Origin of the sequence: Paenibacillus tyrphae (genome assembly GCF_024158745.1) — a bacterium.
GTDB lineage: Bacteria > Bacillota > Bacilli > Paenibacillales > NBRC-103111 > Paenibacillus_G > Paenibacillus_G tyrfis_A.
Genome location: NZ_JAMZAW010000008.1, coordinates 153,461 through 171,024 on the forward strand (window position 1 = coordinate 153,461; position 17,564 = coordinate 171,024).

Genomic DNA, 17,564 nt, shown 5'->3' on the forward strand with positions numbered 1-17,564 from the left:
TCCATCGCTCCTTTTTCCATAAATGCCCTGAACTCTATTGTAGCATGTAGCGGTTTGGAATGAAAAATATACGATCATTAGAGAAAAGAGCCGTGGTCTGCTACAATATGAAAATGGATGTCACAGGAAAACATAACGATCGAGGGAGGGAGCGTCTCCGTCCTATTTTCGTACAAGCCTGACGGCTGCAACGTCCGGACGGGATGCGACGATGGATATGAACGAGCTGGAATCGATACGCCATAAACTGGAGCAAGCGATCGGGCATTTGGAAGCCCGCTTTCTCGAACGCGAAGAACTGATCCGGGTGCTGCTGCTCGGTCTGATGGCCGGTGAGAACGCCCTGCTGATCGGCCCGCCCGGCACCGCCAAATCGCAGCTTGCCCGGGCCCTCTCCCAATTGTTCGGAAGCGGACGCTGGTTCGACTACTTGCTGACGCGCTTCACGACGCCGGACGAGATGTTCGGACCCGTATCGCTTCAGCGGCTCAAAGCCGATCAATACGTCCGGCAGACGGACGGCTATTTGCCTGCGGCGGACTTCGCTTTTCTCGACGAAATCTTCAAGGCGAACAGCGCCATCTTGAATGCGCTTCTGTCCATCCTGAACGAACGGGTGTTTTTCAACGGACAGGAGAAGCAAGACGTGCCGCTGCTGTTTCTGATCGCCGCCTCCAACGAGCTGCCGGAGGAAAACGAACAGCTTGCCGCGCTGTACGACCGCTTCCTGATCCGCTACGAGGTCGGATACTTGAAACAAATGTCAAGCTACGAGAAAATGTTCCAGCTTCCGGGCGAACCGCTCCCTGCCCTGCTTTCGCTGCGGGATATCGAGACCGTCCGGCGGGCGAGCACGGATGTCGTCATCCCCGAAACGCTGATTTATATGCTGTACCAGCTCAAAACCGAGCTGGAAGCGAAGGAATTCGCCTTGTCCGACCGCCGCTGGCGCAAAATCGGGCAAGTGTGGAAAACGTCGGCCGCGCTGAACGGCCGCCGCGAAGTCACCGTGTGGGACACCGTCTATACCCCGCATATGCTGTGGGATTTGCCGGAGGATTACGGTACGCTGAAGGAGATCTTTCAGAAGGTGTTTCAGGAGGGGCTCAAGCAGGAGACGGAAAAAGAACTGCCTCTCCGCCGCTACGACCGGATCGCCAAGCACTGGCTCGAAGAAGAAGACGCGCTTCACGCGTTTCAGTTCAAAAAAGAAGTCGGCGGCCGGCTGAGCAAGGAAGAACAGGACAAGGCAAGAGCCAATCTGGAGGAATGCCGACTGGAGCTGGAGGAAAAAGCTCGGGAGCTGCAAAGCAAGCTGGTCCAGTGGCTGCAGCGGGAAAAAGACTTGCCCGGTTACATCCGCAACCGCAATTTCCTGCTGCTGCAAACGGCGGAGTATGCGGTAAAATATACGCACCTGCGCATCCAGGGGGAACGCATTTTGCAATCGATGCAAGGGCTGTACCGGACGCTGTTCGACCGCGAAATTCCGGGCGTTCAATACGACTACACACTCTAGAAGCCCGATGAATGAACATGCCGCAGCGCAAGCGGATCATTCACCGGACTTCCTCGGCAGCGAGGTGATTCGGCATGATCATCCGGTCGGCAAAAATCGACCGCTACGTATTTGACGGGTACGTCCATTCCTCCCGCGCCGCGCAGGAGTGGATTCGCGAGGCCAAGGCGCAAACGCCGTGGTTTTCGGTGGAGCTGTTTGCCGATTTTTTCATGTGTTTCTATTTGGCCCGCCCCGAGCTTGACCGCAGCCAGGAGGCGGCGCCGTTCCATCGCTGGCTTGTGGCGGAGCTGCAGAAGCAGTTTTTTTACCGCACAATCCATCCTCGGACGACGGGCGAGGTCAACGCCTCGTTCAAAACGGCGCTGAAGGCGCTCATGTGGCTGACGCAAACGTTCGAAGACGAAGTGAAGCGGCGCAAGCAGGAGGAGCAGCAGCTTCGGACGATCGGCCTCAGCGAGAGCCGTCAAGGGCAAGGCGAGGACCAACCGCAGGTACAGGAGCGCTTGAACGAGAAGCAGATCGAGCAGCTGCGGCTTGTCGGCTACACGCTGCAGCGCGGCAAGCGCAACGTCGAGGAGAAGCAGGCCGCACTGGACAGCCGGCCGCTTGTGGAAGCGGAGATCGGCACGTTGAAGGAACGCATCCGGTCGCTGCAGGAAGAGATGCGGACCGACTTCGTCCGGCGCGACAAGCTCCGGCAGAAGCTACAGAAAGCCGAAGCCGAACTCGGCGAGCGCGAGAAGCGGATCGAGCGGCTGGAGCGCCGCGACCGGGAGACGCTGCGGGAGCTGGAAGCCCAGCTCGGCGGCTGGCTCAACCGGGCGCTGCAGGAATCGCTCGGCCGCGAAGACAGTGAAAGCTTGAACCTGTTCGAGCTGCTGCAAGCGAGCCAGCGGATCGCCAACCGGCGCTGGGGCAGCGATCTCGGGCGGCTGCACCGGCAGCAGTTCGCCAATTACCTGCAATGGGTCGAGAAGCTGAAGCGCCACCCCGAGCTCATCGCCTTCTTGCAGGAAATCGGCCGGAACGTACAGCATTTGAAGGCGCAGCGCCGGAAGGTCCGGTCGCCGCGCATCCCCGAAAGCTACGACGACCTTCGGCACTCCGGCGATATCACGCATATGCTGCCCAGCGAAGCGAGTCTGCTGGCCGACGAAGACTACGAAGCGTATTTTATGGTCAAGTGGCTGGAGCGCAAGCTGCTCACCTACAACGTCACGGGCTGGACCTGCGAGCCCCTGAAAGGGCCGGTCGTCTGCATGCTCGACACGTCGCATTCGATGCGCGGCAGCAAGCTGCGGCTCGCCCAACTGTTCGTCGCCACATTCGCCGCCTTCAGCCTGCTGGAGAAGCGCGACTTTCGGCTGCTGCTGTTCGGCGCCCGCGGCGAGCTGGTCGAGCACCCGCTCTACTGGCGCAAGCCCGACTGGCCGGCGTTCTACGCCCTGTCGCAGCTCGCCTTCGGCGGCGGCACGCACTTCGATGCCCCGCTGCGGCGCGGCATCGAGCTCGTGTCCGCCGAGCCGCGCTACCATGACGCCGATTTCGTCATGGTCACCGACGGCGTCGGCGCGGTCTCCCCGCCCGTCCGCGAAGCGCTGGCTGAGCTCGGCCGTTCGAAGCAGGTGCGCCTGCACTCGCTGATCGTCGGTACGGCGCGCCAGCATCTCGCCCAGCGCTACGAGATTTTGGGCGTGTCGCATCAAGTGCGCTTTGCCGCCACATGGGAAACGCAGCAAAGCGAAGAGCTGCTGCTGGACGTGTTTAGCGCAAAGGGGTAGAGGGAAATTTTCCCCTACCCCTTTATTCAACAAAGCCGTCCTTATCGAGCCGCTTCGGTGGCCTGCTTGGCCTTGCTTTGATCGATGGCGATATCTCCCTTCCAGCTCCCCTTTGTTTTGCCGATGCGGTCGATATCCAGATTAAGCTTAATCGATTGAGGCAATGAAGCGCCGCTCGTCACGAGGGCGATCACCCCTTCCGGCTTATCCTTGTCCGCAATGCCCGTCTCGATTTCTTTGCCCGCAGCGTCGGTCAGGCGAAACGGAAGACGGTCTTTCCGTCCCGTGCCGATAAAGCTCATCTGGCTGAAACCTTCCACACCCGGTTCCTGGTAAGTCGGATTTTCCACCTGCTTGCCGTCTTTTTTCCCGTCGGAAATAACCTGCAGCCCGGTCGTATCGAATTCCCAAGGAACGAGCGTGCCATCCGGCTTCTCGATCCGGTAATGAACCAGAATCTTGGTATCCTCGACATACACTTCTTTAAAATGTATCGTAATGCCTTGATCCGTTATTTTGCGGTCGATCGGCACCGACAGCCCTTCGGACACCGCGCGTTTTACCCCGCTGCCGACCAATCCGTTGATGTCCGCCTGATCCTTGGCAAAATAAGAGCTGGTGAGCGAATAAGCGCCTGTCGGGATTAATACGGCTGCCGCAATGCTAAGAGCGATGATCGTTTTTTTCATTTTCTTGTTCTCCTTTTTCTCATGAAATTGTACGAAAGATTGCCTTACCCGCTGATCGACGTCTGCCGGAACTTGCGTCTTGTCGAATTGCTTCGTCAGCGATTGTTTAATTTCGTCCGAGATTGACATGTTCGGAACAAGCCTCCTCATTTGCTTGAGTGTCTAACCATTTGCGCAGCTGCTTCAAGGCCAGATGATTTCTGGATTTGACCGTACCGAGCGGAATTTGCAACAGCTCCGCTACCTGCTCGTGCGAAAAATCATAGTAAAAGCGGTATATAATCACGATGCGCAGCTTGAACGGCAGTTGATTGATCAAGCGCTGCATTTCTCTTTGCGATTCGTTCTCCAGCACCGGTTCCTCCGGCCGTTCCACATGCGGCTCCACGCTCAAACGGTTTTTTTTCTCAAGCAAACGGAATCTTCTCCAAAGCTGCCGCCGCCAGCTGTGAATTTGCCTAATGACGATCCCGTTTAACCAGAACAGAAAAGGACGCGTGCGGTCGTAGCCCGGCAAGGCCCTCCATAGCTGAAAATAAATCTCGCTCACAATGTCGTTGACATCGGCGGGATGAGCCACCAATGCGGCCACGGTCGCATACACTTTGTTCTTGGTCATGCCGTAAATCACTTCAAAAGCGTCCGGATCGCCGTCCATCAGCCGGTCAAGCCAGACGTTCAATTGTTCGTTATCCATTGGAGGCCTCCCGAAATTGTATACACGATGTATTGGCTCCGCCGCCCCATAAGGTTCACTGGAAATGATAAAAAATATTTCGCGTTAAAAAAGTTTATTATACCGCAAATAGCCGGTATCGGATGTCGGTGGTTACGTTTGGAAAGGAAGGGGTTGTCAGAAGGGCTTTTTCGTTCGATGGATTAGGATGTGAGGAGGTTCGTCCAAAAACGCACATTCGCCTGCGATCCGTACGTAGCTCCGAATGCTACGAAAGGAAAACGCAGGCGAATATGATTAAAAATCCAAATTAGCCAGCTCATAAATCGCTCTGGCATAAATGACGGTCGCTTTGAGCAAATCCTCGATCTCTATATATTCGTCCGTCTGATGAGCGACGTTTTCTTTTCCCGGAAACAACGCACCGAACGCGACGCCGTTATCCAGAAAGCTGGCATATGTGCCCCCGCCCGTTGTCAGCAGTTCAGGCTCCAGCGAAGTTTCTTCATGATAAATAGCCTGAAGCGCTGCGATCATCGGATGATCCTTGGCAACATGGTGCGGCTTTTTCAGAATCGGCGGTTCCATGGCAAAACGATACTTCCCGACCTTGTCGCGAATGGTCTCAACGTGCCGCAACTCATCCGCCACAAGCGGAAACCTGATATTGAGGTAGGCAAACGAAGGTTCCGACGAAGCCGCATACCGCATAATCCCCACATTCACCGTCAACGGCCCCATAATCTCGTCTTCGCAATCGATCCCGATGCGCCGCCCCGCAGGATCGTCGTAAAAATATTCGTCCAGGCAGGCGATAAAATGCTGCGCATCGGGCTGAAAATCGTAATCCCTCAGAAAATGAACGAGCTTGAGCCCGGCGTTCATGCCTAACTGCGGCTCCATGCCGTGCGCAGCCTTTCCTTGCAAAGTCAAGACGAGCGTCCCATCTTGAACGGACGCCGCGCCTTTCAGACGATTTCTACTGCAATAATCGCTAAATTGCCCGGCCAACGCCGCGAGGAGCGAAAGCTCGCCGGTCACCGCAGCTTCCGCCGATTCGGGAACCATATTCGCCGCACTCCCGGAATGGAAGGAAACTAATTCTACAATCCCTTGTCCCGTCCCCTCTTGTTCGCCGGCATCGCCGCTTTTCTGCAGAACGATTCTCGTATTGATCTGCCCCTTTTCCGCATGAATGATCGGAAATTCCGCATCCGGCGCGAACCCAGCCACCGGCATCTTTTCGATGCGCCGGTAATATTCCATGCAGCTCATCGTATGCTCCTCGTCCGTGCCGAAGATGATCCGTACCCGATGCTTCAGCGGAAGGCCCAACTCCTTGACGATTTTCATCGCATAAAATGCCGCCATCGTCGGCCCTTTGTCGTCGATCGCTCCGCGCGCGTACAATTTTCCGTCACGGACCTCCGGTTCAAAGGGCGGAGAAGTCCATGGTCCGGGCACCGGGACAACGTCCAGATGACACAGCACTCCGATATAATCGGCGCTCTCGGCCGGGCCATATTCCGCATAACCCGCGTAGCCGTCCAAGCTGCATGTCCGCCACTGTTCGCGCTCCGCAAGTCCCAGCATTAACTCCAACGCCCGGGCGATCTCCCGCCCCATCGGCTTGCCCGCCTCGCTGGTGCTTACATCTTTAACGCTCGGGATTTTGAGCAGCTCCGTAAGGTCGCTTAGCAGCGCTTCTTTCCTTGCCCACACTTCCTCGGTCCAGTTGATTGATTTCACCTTTACCTATTCCCCTTTCATGGTCTTGCGCCCTGCAAACCATTCATCGCGCAGCTCTCCCCGCCACACCTTGCGGCGGCTGAATACGCGGGGCTCTTTCGTCCAACAGCCAGCAAGCGGCCTGATGGGTCCCCGTGATGGCCGACGTTCTCGGCGGCAAAGCCCGGCACACTTCCATGACGTAAGGACATCTGGCGGCAAAAGCGCAGCCGGCCGGCATATGGATCAGATCGGGCGGCGTCCCGGGGATGCTCAGCAGCGCTTCGGTTTGCTCATGGATTTTCGGCATCGAGGAGAGCAGGCCCCACGTATACGGATGCTTCGGGTCAACAAAGATTTCGTCCGCCGTTCCGGTCTCGACAATTTGCCCGGCATACATGACGGCTACCCGATGAGCGATATTGGCGACGACTCCCAAATCATGCGTAATGAGAATAATGGACGTCCCCTTTTCCCGCTGCAGCTCCTTCAATAAGTCCAGAATTTGCGCTTGAATCGTGACGTCCAGCGCCGTGGTAGGCTCATCCGCGATCAGCACTTTCGGGTTGCAGGCGAGCGCAATGGCAATCACCACACGCTGCCGCATGCCCCCGGAAAATTGGTGCGGGTATTGCTTCATCCGCACTTGCGGGTTAGGGACGCCAACCTGCTTCAGCAGCTCCAGCGCAATCTCCGCCGCTTCCGATTTACCGAGCTTCCGGTGCTGCATTAAGCCTTCCATGAGTTGACTTCCTACCGTCATCGTCGGATTGAGAGACGTCATCGGGTCTTGGAAGATCATCGAAATTTCGGCTCCGCGAATGTCCCGCATTTGCTTATCCGAGCGCTCCATCAAGTCTTCGCCTGCTAACAAAAGCTTCCCGTTTTTGATCTTCCCGAACGGATGCGGCAGCAACCGCATGATGCCTTTGGACGTGACCGACTTCCCCGAGCCCGATTCCCCAACGATGGCCAAAGTCTCCCCTGTTGCCAGTTCGAAGCTGACCCCGCGGACGGCCTTGATTTCCCCCTTGTAGCTTTGGAACGAAATTTCCAGGTCCTTGACTTCCAGAATTTTCTCCATCCTCGTATCGCTCCTTGTTCTCTCGTTCACAGCTTCATGACATGACGCTTCAGGCTATTTGCGCATTCTGGGGTCCAGCGCATCCCGCAATCCGTCGGCCAATATATTGAAGCCCACCATAATCACAATAATGATCAAAGCCGGAAACAACAGCAAATAGTAGTTCGTGTTCAGCGATTGATACCCTGTATTGATAAGCACGCCGAGCGAAGCCATAGGCTCCTGCAGTCCCAGACCGATAAAGCTGAGGAACGCCTCCGTAAAAATCGCCGAAGGAATCGTAAACATCGTATTGATGACAATGACTCCGACCGTGTTCGGAACCAGATGCGTCAAGATCAGACGCGAGTTGCTTGCCCCCAGCGTGCGGGCGGCCAGCACGAATTCCTGCTCTTTTAGCTTCAAAATTTGTGCCCGCACCAAGCGGGCCATGTTGACCCAGCCGGTAATGACCATCGCCACAATAATCGTGAAAATGCCCGGCTTCATCGCCATCATCAGCAGAATGACGACAATCAGGCTCGGCACGCTGACCAAAATCTCGATGATCCGCTGCATGATCGTATCCGTTCTGCCGCCGAGCAGTGCCGAGACGGCCCCGTACGCGACGCCGATGCACAGATCCAGCGTCGCCGCCAGCAGGGCGATAAGCAGCGAAATGCGTGTGCCCTGCCAAATTCGGACCCACTGGTCGCGTCCGAATTTATCCGTGCCGAGCCAATGATCGGCGTTCGGCGCTTGATAAGCGGCACTGTAGTTCGTATCGAAGTACGTATAATGACTCATCCAAGGGCCGACCACAGCCAAGAGACCGAGGAGGAGGAGAAGATACAGACTGACGAGCGCCCCGCGGTTTTGGCGCAGCCGCCGCCAGCTTTCCTGAAACGCGTTCAAGGGAGGGCCGGATACGCTCTCGCTTTCGTGGGGATCGACGGTGGTCGTGACGAACAAGCGGTCCAGTTCCCGCGATTCGTAATTCAGCATGGTCACTTCTCCCCTCCCGCCAGACGAATTCTCGGGTCAATGACCCGGTACAGCAGATCGACGATCAGCACAATCAGCACAAAAAACGCGCTGTAAAAAATCGTCACGCCCATAATTGTGGTGTAATCGTTCATTTTGATGGCATCGACAAACAGGCTGCCGATCCCCGGCACGCTAAATATGCTTTCAATGACCAGCGAGCCGGTCAAAATGTTCACGGTGATAGGACCCAGAATCGTAATGACAGGAATCAGCGCATTGCGGATCGCATGCTTCCATACGATGGCGAACGGGCTGAGCCCTTTGGCTTTTGCCAGCACGATATAGTCCTGCTGCAATACTTCCAGCATTTCGTTGCGGACAAACCGGGCAATAAGCGCGATGACGATCAGCGATAGCGAAATGGAGGGCATGATGGAGCTGGAATAGCTTTTCCAAAAGGCAACCGGCAGCAGCCCCCATTTCATCCCGACATAATACTGCAGCAATGCGGCAAAAACGAAGTTGGGAATCGATACGCCGATTACCGCAATGAACATCGTGACCGCATCCCACAGCGTATTATGGCGCAGCGCTGCGACCACCCCGAGGATCAAACCGAGCGCAACGCCGAGCACAATCGCCTGGACGCCGATAAGCGCAGACGGAACAAGGCGGTTCAAGATAATGTCCAGCACCGGCCGGCCTTTGTAAAAAAAGGAAGTGCCCAAGTCAGCCCGCGCCAAATTGCCCATATAATGCACATATTGCTTCCATACCGGCTGATCCAAGCTGTATTTGGCATAGATTTCCGCTTTCGCCGCAGCCGGCAGCAAAGCCAATTTTTCTTCGTCAAACGGCGATCCCGGGAGCTGCTTCATGAGAAAAAACGTCAGCGTCGCAATGATCCACAGCGTGATCAAAATGTACACAGCCCGAATGGCGATATATTTTTTCATTCCTGCACCTCTTTGTACCGATCTTCATACCTTCACGCCACGTCGGCATACAGGAAAGGAGAGAAAGAACCCGCTTTCTCTCCCTCTCCTCATGATTCATCGTTATTTTTTGGCCGCATATTTGAAATCCCACGACGCGCCATAGGGGTGATAAACAAGTCCCTCGATATTTTTTTTCTGGAGGAAGGCGTAGCCCTTATAAAATAACGGCGCAACGACGGCGTCCTCACCAACTAGTATTTTTTCCGCCTGCAGCAGCATTTCCGCGCGCTTCGCTTCATCGGCTTCCTTCTTGGCTTCCGCAATTAGACGGTCGTACTTCGGATTATTGTAGTTCCCGCGATAAGGCGTATGGTTGATCCAGAGATCCAGATACGTCATGGCGTCGTCGTAATCAGCTCCCCATGCGGTGACGGCCATCTGATAGCTGCTGTCATCCATCAGCTTGTTGCGGGCCTTCTTCGGCATCGACTCGATCTCAATCTCGGCGCCGAGATTTTTTTTAAATTCGCTTTGCAGAAACGTGCCGACATCCTTATTCACCGTATCATCCAAAACCAGCAGCTTGATTTTCGGCGCGTGACCGAGCTCTTTCATCCCTTGAGCCCACAGCTCCTTGGCTTTGGCGGCGTCCGGCGCAATCACCTTTCCCTGCATATCGCGGAACGACTTGCCGCCCGCTCCGTTCATAAGATCGGGGATCAATCCTACGGCTCCCTTCGATCCGTTATTCAAAAGCTGCTCCAGAACCTTGCTGTCATAGGCCAATTGAAGCGCTTTCCGAATGTTTGGGTTGGATACGTCGCCGGCTTTCAAGTTGAATTGCAAGTAGGTCGTCGCAAATTCGATGTCGGAGCCGAATTCGGGACTTGTTTTGTTAGCGCTCACATCGGCGGACGACAAATTCACCCGATCCAGCTCCCCGACCTTATACAAGTTCAAAGCGGTGTTCATTTCTTTCACCACTTTAATATTGACTTTATCCAGCTTCACCGAGCCGTTGTCCCAGTAGTTCGGATTTTTCTCCAATACCGCGCCGCCGGCCGGATCGAATTGGGTGAGCACGAAAGGCCCGTTGTACAGCAAATTTTCCGGTTTCAGCGCGAAGTCTTTTCCTTTTTCCTGTACGAACTTTTCGTTCAACGGGTAATACGGAATAAAGGAAACCAGGCGGAGGAAAAAAGGCGTCGGATTTTTCAGCTTGACCGCGAGCGTCTTGTCATCCTTCACCACAATGCCGGAAACATCGGCCGCTTTGCCTTCGGCGTACTCCGCCCCGCCTTCAATATAATCCGTCAAAATAAAGGCGTACCCGCTGAGCGACGTTTCCGGCTTCATCGAGCCGAGCCATGCAAATTTGAAATCCGCCGCCGTCACCGGGCTGCCGTTGCTCCATTTCACGCCATCGCGCAGCGTAAAGGTGTACGTTAATCCGTCTTTGGAAATATCGACCTCTTTGGCCATCGCCGGCTGCGGAACGTTTTTGGGGTCCAGACGGTACAGCCCTTCGTTGACGTTGTTCAGAATGGCGAAGGCAACATTGTCGGATGCGGAAAATTGGTTCAAATCCGTAATCTCCGTTTCCACGGATAAGGTGATTGCTTTTCCGCTTGACGGCTGCTCCCCGTCTTTCGAGGAGGGTTGGCCGCTTGGCGATTCTGCGCCTTGGGGAGCTTCGCCGGTAAAATTGCAGCCGGACAACATCACGCTGAACAGTAACAATAAGCTAACGAAATAAAATGCCCATTTTTTCATGTAAAACGCCTCCGGATTGATCAATTGATAATTTATTCCTGTTTGCGCTTCCAAGATAAAATAGCCGTAGGCCTGCTCCTTTCTTCTTTATTTTCTCCACTGTCGTTAATAAAAGACGAGGAAAACCGTGTTTTTAAATAAGTAAATCTTATAAAATGATGAGTAAAGCGATTACATTTTGATTTTTTATTACCTTCGTGTTAGTAATTTAATGAAGATATTACCATCGATTCCAGCTTGAAGTCAATCGTTTTTCTATGGTTGCGGACCGCTTGCCGCGATGCCTCATAAAAAAGCTGACGTCGGTTCGTAACCGCGTCAGCCGTAGTTCAAGCTTCCCTCTTTCTTCCTGCCTCAAGCTTAGTTTGCCACGAAACGGCCTGAGCACAGCCCTTTCGTTTACGCATAAATTCCTTCGCGCTCTTCCTCCGCCGCTTTCCGCTTGAGCCGTTCCATCAGCGATTCCAGCGGCTCGGGGGCCAGCAGCTCCACCGGCGAAATCCCGCGGTCGAACTGCAAATCGCCTTCCAGCACGACGACGTACCGGTCACCAAGCTTGGCGATATGCAGCCGGTCGCCGAAATCGGCCAGCAAGGCGCGGACGGACATGTGGCCGAGCTTGAGCTTCATTTCGAGGTCCGGTTTTTGCTCGACCATGACAGACGTCGCTTCCATGACCTGCACCTGATCCCATTTCTCCTGCAGCTCGCGCTGTTCGCTGCACGCCCACAGCTCCATCGCCTCAAGCTCCCGCTCCTTGACCTCCGGCTGGTCTTCGAATACCTCCTCGACATACTGCTGCACGAAGCCAAACACCTGCTCGTTCATCATCTCGGGGACGGATTTTTCATATTCGACGTATTTCAAAAAATCCTCGAAGTACCGCGCATGCGACGACTGGTGGATTTTCAGCTCCCATAGCTCCGTCATTCCCGGCTCCGGCATATAAGGGTACATGATCGACTTCATATTTTTGGCGTTGATCGCCATCTCGACTTTATTGAGCAGGCTCCGCTCGTCCGTAATGCGCGCGATCTTTTGCTCGAAGTCGCATTTGAACACGAACAAGAACGGCTCGTCGGAATATTGGCTGAGCCTTGCGCGCACGATAAACATGGCTCCGCCGCGAATCGCGCTGGCATCCATGTAAGTTGTGACGAGCTCGTCCGCATGGCCTTTGAAATGCTCCAGCGTCTCGGCGGCGCGCAATCTGGCGAACAAGTTGTAATTCGGGTTGCTGTCCAGGTCGTATCCGGGCTCGACCGCGAAACGGCCGATTTTGGTTGGCACCTGATCGGCTTTGGCATGACGCTCGGCCTTGCGCTTCGCCGTCTTGGCGAACTCGCCGTCCAGAAATCCGCTGAGCTCGCACGACGCGTAATCGTCACCGTCCATAGTGACGTAGTGCTTGCTGCGCTTGCCCGGCGTTCCGTCCTCCCCGTCCACTTGAATGACAAAAAACGAAATATAGTCCACGTCAAATCTCATCTTGAGCGTCCCTTCTGTCGTATCTGAATCAAGCCGTAAAAAGGCCGAATTTTAGTATACTACAAGGCCGCCCCCGGTGATAGAGGCAAAAAGTTCGAATCCGCCCGCCCAAAGCTTAAGATAACCTTCAGATTTATTTAGGACTTCGTTCAGAAATCCTTCGGGTTTTATTTACTCGCAAGATCTACTATGATAAAAGGAATGGAGTGATGAGGAGAGGTAGAGATGAACCTGTTGCAAGTCGTCCAGCAGTTGTTTGAGCAGTACGGATATTTTGTATTATTGATCGGTCTGCCTTTGGATTTTATTGCGCTGCCGATCCCTCCGGGAAACAGCACTTTGGCCTATACCGGTTATTTGTCGTTTAAAGGCGTACTCTCGTGGCTCCCTGCCTTTGCTGCGGCGCTGACCGGGGCGTTCATCGGCGTGACCGTGACTTATTGGATTGGGCACAAGGTGGGCATGCCGCTGATCGAGCGGTATGGCAAATGGCTGTCCCTAAAGCCTGCCCATGTGGAGAAAACGCGCCGGTATTACGACAAGTACGGGGAGAAGCTGCTGCTAATCGCCTTTTTCATTCCCGGAATCCGGCAGTTCCTCGGGTATTTTATCGGCATCATCCGAGTTCCTTATCGCAAGGTTGTCATCTATGCGTATGCCGGTACAACGCTGTGGGTCGCTTCGTTTTTTGCGGTAGGGTATGTCTTCGGAGAGCAGTGGGAGCATATGTTTATGCTGATCGAACGAAATTTGAAGGTGTTCTTTATCGGCTTGGGCTGCGTCGCGGCAGGCTTTCTCTTGTTTCGGTGGTCTAAGCGCGCCCGATAAATCAAGAATAAAAAAACGAATCGACGGTACGCTTCTTAACCGCCGATTCGGCGTTTATTTACCGAATTACGCCGCAGGCGATGCGACCGCCCGCATTGCCGGCAGGGTCCGTCCTAAAATCATCCGCCTTCTCGTGAATGATGAACGCCGTGCCGCCAGGCTTCCGCAGCGAATTCGGCTTCCCTGCCCCCAGCGTCAGCTGCTTGGCGACAAAGTCTACCTTGACCTTGCCTTGCTGATCCGCTTCAAGATTCGGAAGGTCGCCGATATGAGCCCCTTCCGGATTGTTCAGGCCGTGCTTTCGGGCCTCGGGATTGAAGTGTGCCCCGGCCGAAGCAAAGCCCGGCGCATCGCATTTGCCGGTCTCATGCACGTGAAAGCCGTGCGGCCCCGGCGGCAACGAAGCCGCTTCCAGCTCGATCCGCACGCCGCCTCCCGGGCCGGCCGGTGTCAGCTTGGCCTTTCCGATCGCCGTTCCCTGCTTGCCCAGAATGTCCACCTGAACGGCTTCTTTCGCTTCATTCGCCATCACGGCAGCGCTGTCTTCCGTCTGCTTAGGCTCATGTCGGTGCTGCGGTTTCTCCGTTTGTCCGAACCAAGCCCGCAGGTCGTGCTGACAGCCGCTCAGCACTAGCAGCGACACAGCAGAAATCGCCGCAGTTTTCCAACGCGTTCCCAAAGATTGCTCCCTCCTTAACGTTCCGCAAGCTACATTAGACCATTGTTTACCAAATCCGGCGGCCATAAACGTATGGTCCAAGACCTGTACAAGAAGAGCGCTTGACTCCAATCGAATAGTACTGTATAGTTCTAACCATGAATAAGAACAAAACCACTTCCCCGCCGTCCAACCGCCAGCATGTGATTGAAACGGCCGCCGGTCTGTTTCTTATTCGCGGCTATTCGTATACGAGCATGGACGACGTCATGCGGGAGAGCCAAGTATCCAAATCGAATATTTACTACCATTTCAAAAGCAAGGAGGAATTACTTCTCGCCGTCGTCAATTATTGGGCCGATTCCTACGAGCGTTCTTTATTCGCCCTGCTCAGCCGGAACGAGCTGTCCGTGGAAGAACGGATCATGACGTTCTTGGACGGTTTAACCGAAGGAATTGCCCGGCGGAACGGTCATGGCGGCTGTCCGTTCGTGTCGCTCTATCTGCAATGTCCGGAAAACGCGGTGCCGGTGAGAGAGCGGATCGCGCTGTTTTTTACCGAGCTGCAGCCTATGCTTGTCAAGCTGTTTCGTCAAGGCGCCGCCAAAGGGGAATTTCGCAAGCAGCTCGATCCCGAGCAGGTCGCCTCACTGTTTATCGCTTGTCTGGAAGGCTCGCTCGTACTGGCTGAGACGACAAAAGATTTGTCGGTCATGGAAACGACGGTACGCAGCTTTTGCCAAATGCTTCACTAGCTCGCTAGCGGAAGCATCTTTTTTTAACTTCGATTAGAACTAATCAGTACTAATCATATGATCATAAGGAGGAGCAGCGATGTCGGAATTATTGATTACGGGAAGCACCGGATTTATTGGGAAACAAGTGTTGAAGCAGTTGGCTCAGGGTGAGGAGCGGCTGCTGCTGTTGGTCCGTTCTCCGGAAAAAGCGGCGGCCGCTTTGAGCAAGCAAGGATTCGGCGGCGATGCCGCGGAGCGGGTTCAGTTCTTGAAAGGCGATTTATCCGAGCCGAACCTCGGAATGAATCCCGCCGACTACAATCGGGCGCTGCAAGCCGATGTCATCATCCATGCGGGAGGCCCGATGAGCATTACGCTCGATAACGCCAAGGCGCAGCGGACGTTTCTCGAAGGCTCACAGCATCTTGCGGAGCTGGCGGAGCGGATTCATAAAGCGCGCGGGCTTCGCCATTTCATCCATGTCGTCGGTTACATGAGCCCGATTCACGACGGGAACGTCGATCCGGAAGCGGACGTGTTCCGAATGGATGATTTTATGAAAGGCGAAGGCCCTTACGAACGGATGAAATTTTTGGCCGATTTGCTCATTCGGCAGCAGGCGCTGAGGCACGGTTATCCGCTGTCGGTCGTCAACCCGAGCACCGTCGTCGGGGCGAGCCCTACAGGCGCAACGGAGCAAACCGGCGGACTCGGCATCCTCGTTCATGCGGTTAGAAAAGGGCTGATGCCGGTCGTACCGGGCGGCGCTTCCCACTGGGTCCCGCTCGTGGCCAACGACGCTCTGGCCGGCATAATCGTCCACCTGGCCCGCGAAGCCAAGCCTGAAGGCGGCACCTACAACTTGCTGGGGCGCAAGGAAGCCGACCCGAATATGAAGGAGTTGCTCGATCTCATCGCCCGGGAGCTTGCCGTCCCCGCTCCCCGGGGAGCGCTGCCGGTTTCGCTTCTCCGCGGTGTCATGAAGACCGGACTCGGCCGTCTGACCGGCATTCCCGCCGAATCGATAGCATTTATCACGGAGCGGTCGTTCGATACGAAAGCGACGGAGAAGCTTATCGGACGGATGGGAGCGAAGCCGCTGGCGGTTACGGAGCTGCTGCCAATGGTCGTGGCCGATCTGGATTACCGGCTTACACATCCGGGCGCGTCGGAGCCTGCGCATTGGTCCCGCGAACGCAAAGGAGACCTTGCCGCGCTTGTGCGGGAAGGTCTCGGTGAGCCTTGGGTTATCGTGCACGGGCTGCTGAGCGGCGCCGACGACTTCGTACCGCTCGCCGAGCATCTTCATGCCAGCACTGGAAACCCGGTGTGGCTGCTCGACTTGCCGGGCTTCGGCCGTTCGCCCTTGCTGCGGGAGGGCCGCCACAGTCTGGAAAGCTACGCGAAAGCGGTAAGCGAAGCGATTGCGGACTCCCCCGTTCCGGTCCGCTTGGTCGGGCACTCCTTCGGCGCGCGAATCGCCCTCGAAACGGCCAACGGGCCCGCGGGAGGGAAGCTCAGCACGCTAGCGCTGCTTCAGCCCGTTCTGCACCGCCCCGAAGCTGGAGCATTGCGCCGCGCGCTCAGCGGCACCCGCCGCACGGCTTCCGCCGCCCTTCGCCTCATGTCGGTCCGGGCGATGCGAAACACGATGCTGCGGGAAGGCGTTTTTTCGGCGGAGGAGGAAATCCCAGACGGTTACGTCGAGACCATCGTCCGCAGCTTGACTTCCCCGCGCATCGCCGCGGCGAACGCGGATATGCTGCATTCGCTTTACCGGAAGCTGCCTGCAAAGCCGGCGATGCCTGTTCTTCCGGCCTCACTCGATACGACGGTCGTCTGGGGCACGAAGGATCGCACCTATGCTTTACCCGAAGCATATCGGAATCAAGTGGGGACTCGGCTTGTTTCGTACGGCCATCAGTTTCCGGTCTCGCATCCGGCGGTTACCGCGAAAATACTGGCGGAGCAAGTCTAAACGGGACAGACGGTTGCGAAGCGTGTATCCCGTCCGTACGCCTATCCCCGCTTCGTGGCGAGAAACGGATTGCGCCATTCCATCAGCATCGCGTAATTCAGAGATTCTTCATCTTCCAAATAATTGGAAACCAATTTCACCGGCGTTCGTCCGCACCGCAGAAGGAACGTCATCACCGGATCTTTCCGTTCCCCTTCCAATACACTGCGCACGTACTCTTCGGCAGTCATTTCGTCGGCTACCCGGTGATACCCGGGCAGCCGGCCGCCGCCGAGCAGCCGCTCCAGCTTCAGTTCAACGACCACCTCGTACATGGAGAGCATCAGCCATTTGCCAAGGCCGAGCTTCCGGTAAGCCGGGCGCGCGCATATATCGACGATATAAAGCGTGTTACCGGACGGGTTATGGTTACGGATATACCCTCTGTCGGTAATCTCCTCCCACGTATGATCGGCATGCGCGGGATCGAAATCGACCCGCAGACCCGTCACCGATGCGACCAGTTCGCCGCCGATCTCCACACAGAGCGCGCCTTCGGGAAACCGTTCGACGTGATTCGTAAGCTGCTCCTCGTTCCACCATAGCTCCGAAGGAAATGGCGGCGGAAAGCTTTCCTGCTGAATCCGAATCAAGCCGGCGAAGTCCCGTTCGGTGTAAGAGCGGATCGTCGCCTTAACGGGACGGTCTCCGTCGAATACGTACATGTCTTTCCGGTACG

General features: G+C 55.6%; 15 protein-coding genes. 5 read left to right on the forward strand and 10 right to left on the reverse strand.

Going from position 1 to position 17,564, the window contains the following annotated elements; all coding sequences use genetic code 11:
• Positions 1 to 211: 211 nt before the first annotated feature.
• Both NI000_RS13795 and NI000_RS13800 read left to right on the forward strand, forming a co-directional pair.
• Positions 212 to 1,519, forward strand: coding sequence for an AAA family ATPase (locus NI000_RS13795; RefSeq protein ID WP_375540971.1), 1,308 nt, complete (start codon positions 212 to 214; stop codon positions 1,517 to 1,519).
• Between the two features lie 74 nt (positions 1,520 to 1,593).
• Entirely contained in the window at positions 1,594 to 3,303 is a 1,710-nt protein-coding gene (locus tag NI000_RS13800) for a vWA domain-containing protein (protein WP_253411404.1), read from the forward strand.
• A 41-nt stretch (positions 3,304 to 3,344) separates the two neighbouring features.
• On the opposite strand, the gene NI000_RS13805 is transcribed toward NI000_RS13800, so the two are convergent.
• From NI000_RS13805 to NI000_RS13840, 8 genes are all read right to left on the reverse strand, one after another.
• Positions 3,345 to 4,121 carry a DUF4179 domain-containing protein gene (locus tag NI000_RS13805; RefSeq protein ID WP_253411406.1) on the reverse strand — a complete coding sequence of 259 codons (777 nt, stop codon included), beginning with the start codon at positions 4,119 to 4,121 and terminating at the stop codon, positions 3,345 to 3,347.
• Positions 4,099 to 4,689: a sigma-70 family RNA polymerase sigma factor gene (locus NI000_RS13810; protein WP_253411408.1), complete on the reverse strand. Its 591-nt coding sequence runs from the start codon at positions 4,687 to 4,689 to the stop codon at positions 4,099 to 4,101. The genes NI000_RS13805 and NI000_RS13810 overlap by 23 nt, the downstream gene beginning before the upstream one ends.
• A 276-nt stretch (positions 4,690 to 4,965) precedes the next feature.
• Positions 4,966 to 6,417: a dipeptidase PepV gene (gene pepV / locus NI000_RS13815; protein ID WP_253411410.1), complete on the reverse strand. Its 1,452-nt coding sequence runs from the start codon at positions 6,415 to 6,417 to the stop codon at positions 4,966 to 4,968.
• A gap of 43 nt (positions 6,418 to 6,460) precedes the next feature.
• The gene (locus NI000_RS13820) at positions 6,461 to 7,480 is read right to left on the reverse strand and encodes an ABC transporter ATP-binding protein (protein WP_253411412.1); all 1,020 of its coding nucleotides are present in this window, start codon (positions 7,478 to 7,480) and stop codon (positions 6,461 to 6,463) included.
• A gap of 54 nt (positions 7,481 to 7,534) precedes the next feature.
• On the reverse strand, positions 7,535 to 8,464 hold the full coding sequence (locus NI000_RS13825) for an ABC transporter permease (RefSeq protein WP_253411640.1): 930 nt from the start codon (positions 8,462 to 8,464) through the stop codon (positions 7,535 to 7,537).
• A gap of 2 nt (positions 8,465 to 8,466) precedes the next feature.
• Positions 8,467 to 9,402 (reverse strand): ABC transporter permease, encoded by a 936-nt coding sequence (locus tag NI000_RS13830; protein WP_253411414.1) that lies wholly within the window; start codon positions 9,400 to 9,402, stop codon positions 8,467 to 8,469.
• Between the two features lie 102 nt (positions 9,403 to 9,504).
• Positions 9,505 to 11,157 (reverse strand): peptide ABC transporter substrate-binding protein, encoded by a 1,653-nt coding sequence (locus NI000_RS13835; protein WP_253411416.1) that lies wholly within the window; start codon positions 11,155 to 11,157, stop codon positions 9,505 to 9,507.
• A gap of 399 nt (positions 11,158 to 11,556) precedes the next feature.
• Positions 11,557 to 12,645 carry a DUF3900 domain-containing protein gene (locus NI000_RS13840; protein ID WP_253411418.1) on the reverse strand — a complete coding sequence of 363 codons (1,089 nt, stop codon included), beginning with the start codon at positions 12,643 to 12,645 and terminating at the stop codon, positions 11,557 to 11,559.
• A gap of 225 nt (positions 12,646 to 12,870) precedes the next feature.
• On the opposite strand from NI000_RS13840, the gene NI000_RS13845 reads away from it, so the two are divergent.
• On the forward strand, positions 12,871 to 13,473 hold the full coding sequence (locus NI000_RS13845; protein ID WP_253411420.1) for a DedA family protein: 603 nt from the start codon (positions 12,871 to 12,873) through the stop codon (positions 13,471 to 13,473).
• 58 nt (positions 13,474 to 13,531) lie between these two features.
• Here NI000_RS13845 and NI000_RS13850 read toward each other — a convergent pair whose 3' ends face one another.
• Positions 13,532 to 14,152: a superoxide dismutase family protein gene (locus tag NI000_RS13850; RefSeq protein ID WP_253411422.1), complete on the reverse strand. Its 621-nt coding sequence runs from the start codon at positions 14,150 to 14,152 to the stop codon at positions 13,532 to 13,534.
• 137 nt (positions 14,153 to 14,289) lie between these two features.
• Between NI000_RS13850 and NI000_RS13855 the strand changes: the two genes are divergently transcribed.
• Together NI000_RS13855 and NI000_RS13860 are read left to right on the forward strand one after the other, a co-directional pair.
• A complete protein-coding gene (locus tag NI000_RS13855; protein WP_163856234.1) occupies positions 14,290 to 14,886 on the forward strand; it encodes a TetR/AcrR family transcriptional regulator in 597 nt (198 codons plus the stop codon).
• Positions 14,887 to 14,965: 79 nt separating this feature from the next.
• The gene (locus NI000_RS13860; RefSeq protein WP_253411423.1) at positions 14,966 to 16,846 is read left to right on the forward strand and encodes an alpha/beta fold hydrolase; all 1,881 of its coding nucleotides are present in this window, start codon (positions 14,966 to 14,968) and stop codon (positions 16,844 to 16,846) included.
• A gap of 41 nt (positions 16,847 to 16,887) precedes the next feature.
• Here the strand turns inward: NI000_RS13860 and NI000_RS13865 are convergent, their stop codons facing one another.
• Positions 16,888 to 17,550, reverse strand: a complete 663-nt coding sequence (locus NI000_RS13865; protein WP_253411642.1) for a GNAT family N-acetyltransferase — start codon at positions 17,548 to 17,550, stop codon at positions 16,888 to 16,890.
• Positions 17,551 to 17,564 lie beyond the last annotated feature (14 nt).

Bases quoted from the DNA above. Each gene is read 5' to 3' on its own strand.
- NI000_RS13795 (WP_375540971.1), top strand. From the start codon at position 212: ATGGATATGAACGAGCTGGAATCGATACGCCATAAACTGGAGCAAGCG.
- NI000_RS13800 (WP_253411404.1), top strand. From the start codon at position 1,594: ATGATCATCCGGTCGGCAAAAATCGACCGCTACGTATTTGACGGGTAC.
- NI000_RS13805 (WP_253411406.1), bottom strand. From the start codon at position 4,121: ATGTCAATCTCGGACGAAATTAAACAATCGCTGACGAAGCAATTCGAC.
- NI000_RS13810 (WP_253411408.1), bottom strand. From the start codon at position 4,689: ATGGATAACGAACAATTGAACGTCTGGCTTGACCGGCTGATGGACGGC.
- NI000_RS13820 (WP_253411412.1), bottom strand. From the start codon at position 7,480: ATGGAGAAAATTCTGGAAGTCAAGGACCTGGAAATTTCGTTCCAAAGC.
- NI000_RS13825 (WP_253411640.1), bottom strand. From the start codon at position 8,464: ATGCTGAATTACGAATCGCGGGAACTGGACCGCTTGTTCGTCACGACC.
- NI000_RS13830 (WP_253411414.1), bottom strand. From the start codon at position 9,402: ATGAAAAAATATATCGCCATTCGGGCTGTGTACATTTTGATCACGCTG.
- NI000_RS13835 (WP_253411416.1), bottom strand. From the start codon at position 11,157: ATGAAAAAATGGGCATTTTATTTCGTTAGCTTATTGTTACTGTTCAGC.
- NI000_RS13840 (WP_253411418.1), bottom strand. From the start codon at position 12,645: ATGAGATTTGACGTGGACTATATTTCGTTTTTTGTCATTCAAGTGGAC.
- NI000_RS13845 (WP_253411420.1), top strand. From the start codon at position 12,871: ATGAACCTGTTGCAAGTCGTCCAGCAGTTGTTTGAGCAGTACGGATAT.
- NI000_RS13855 (WP_163856234.1), top strand. From the start codon at position 14,290: ATGAATAAGAACAAAACCACTTCCCCGCCGTCCAACCGCCAGCATGTG.
- NI000_RS13860 (WP_253411423.1), top strand. From the start codon at position 14,966: ATGTCGGAATTATTGATTACGGGAAGCACCGGATTTATTGGGAAACAA.
- NI000_RS13865 (WP_253411642.1), bottom strand. From the start codon at position 17,550: ATGTACGTATTCGACGGAGACCGTCCCGTTAAGGCGACGATCCGCTCT.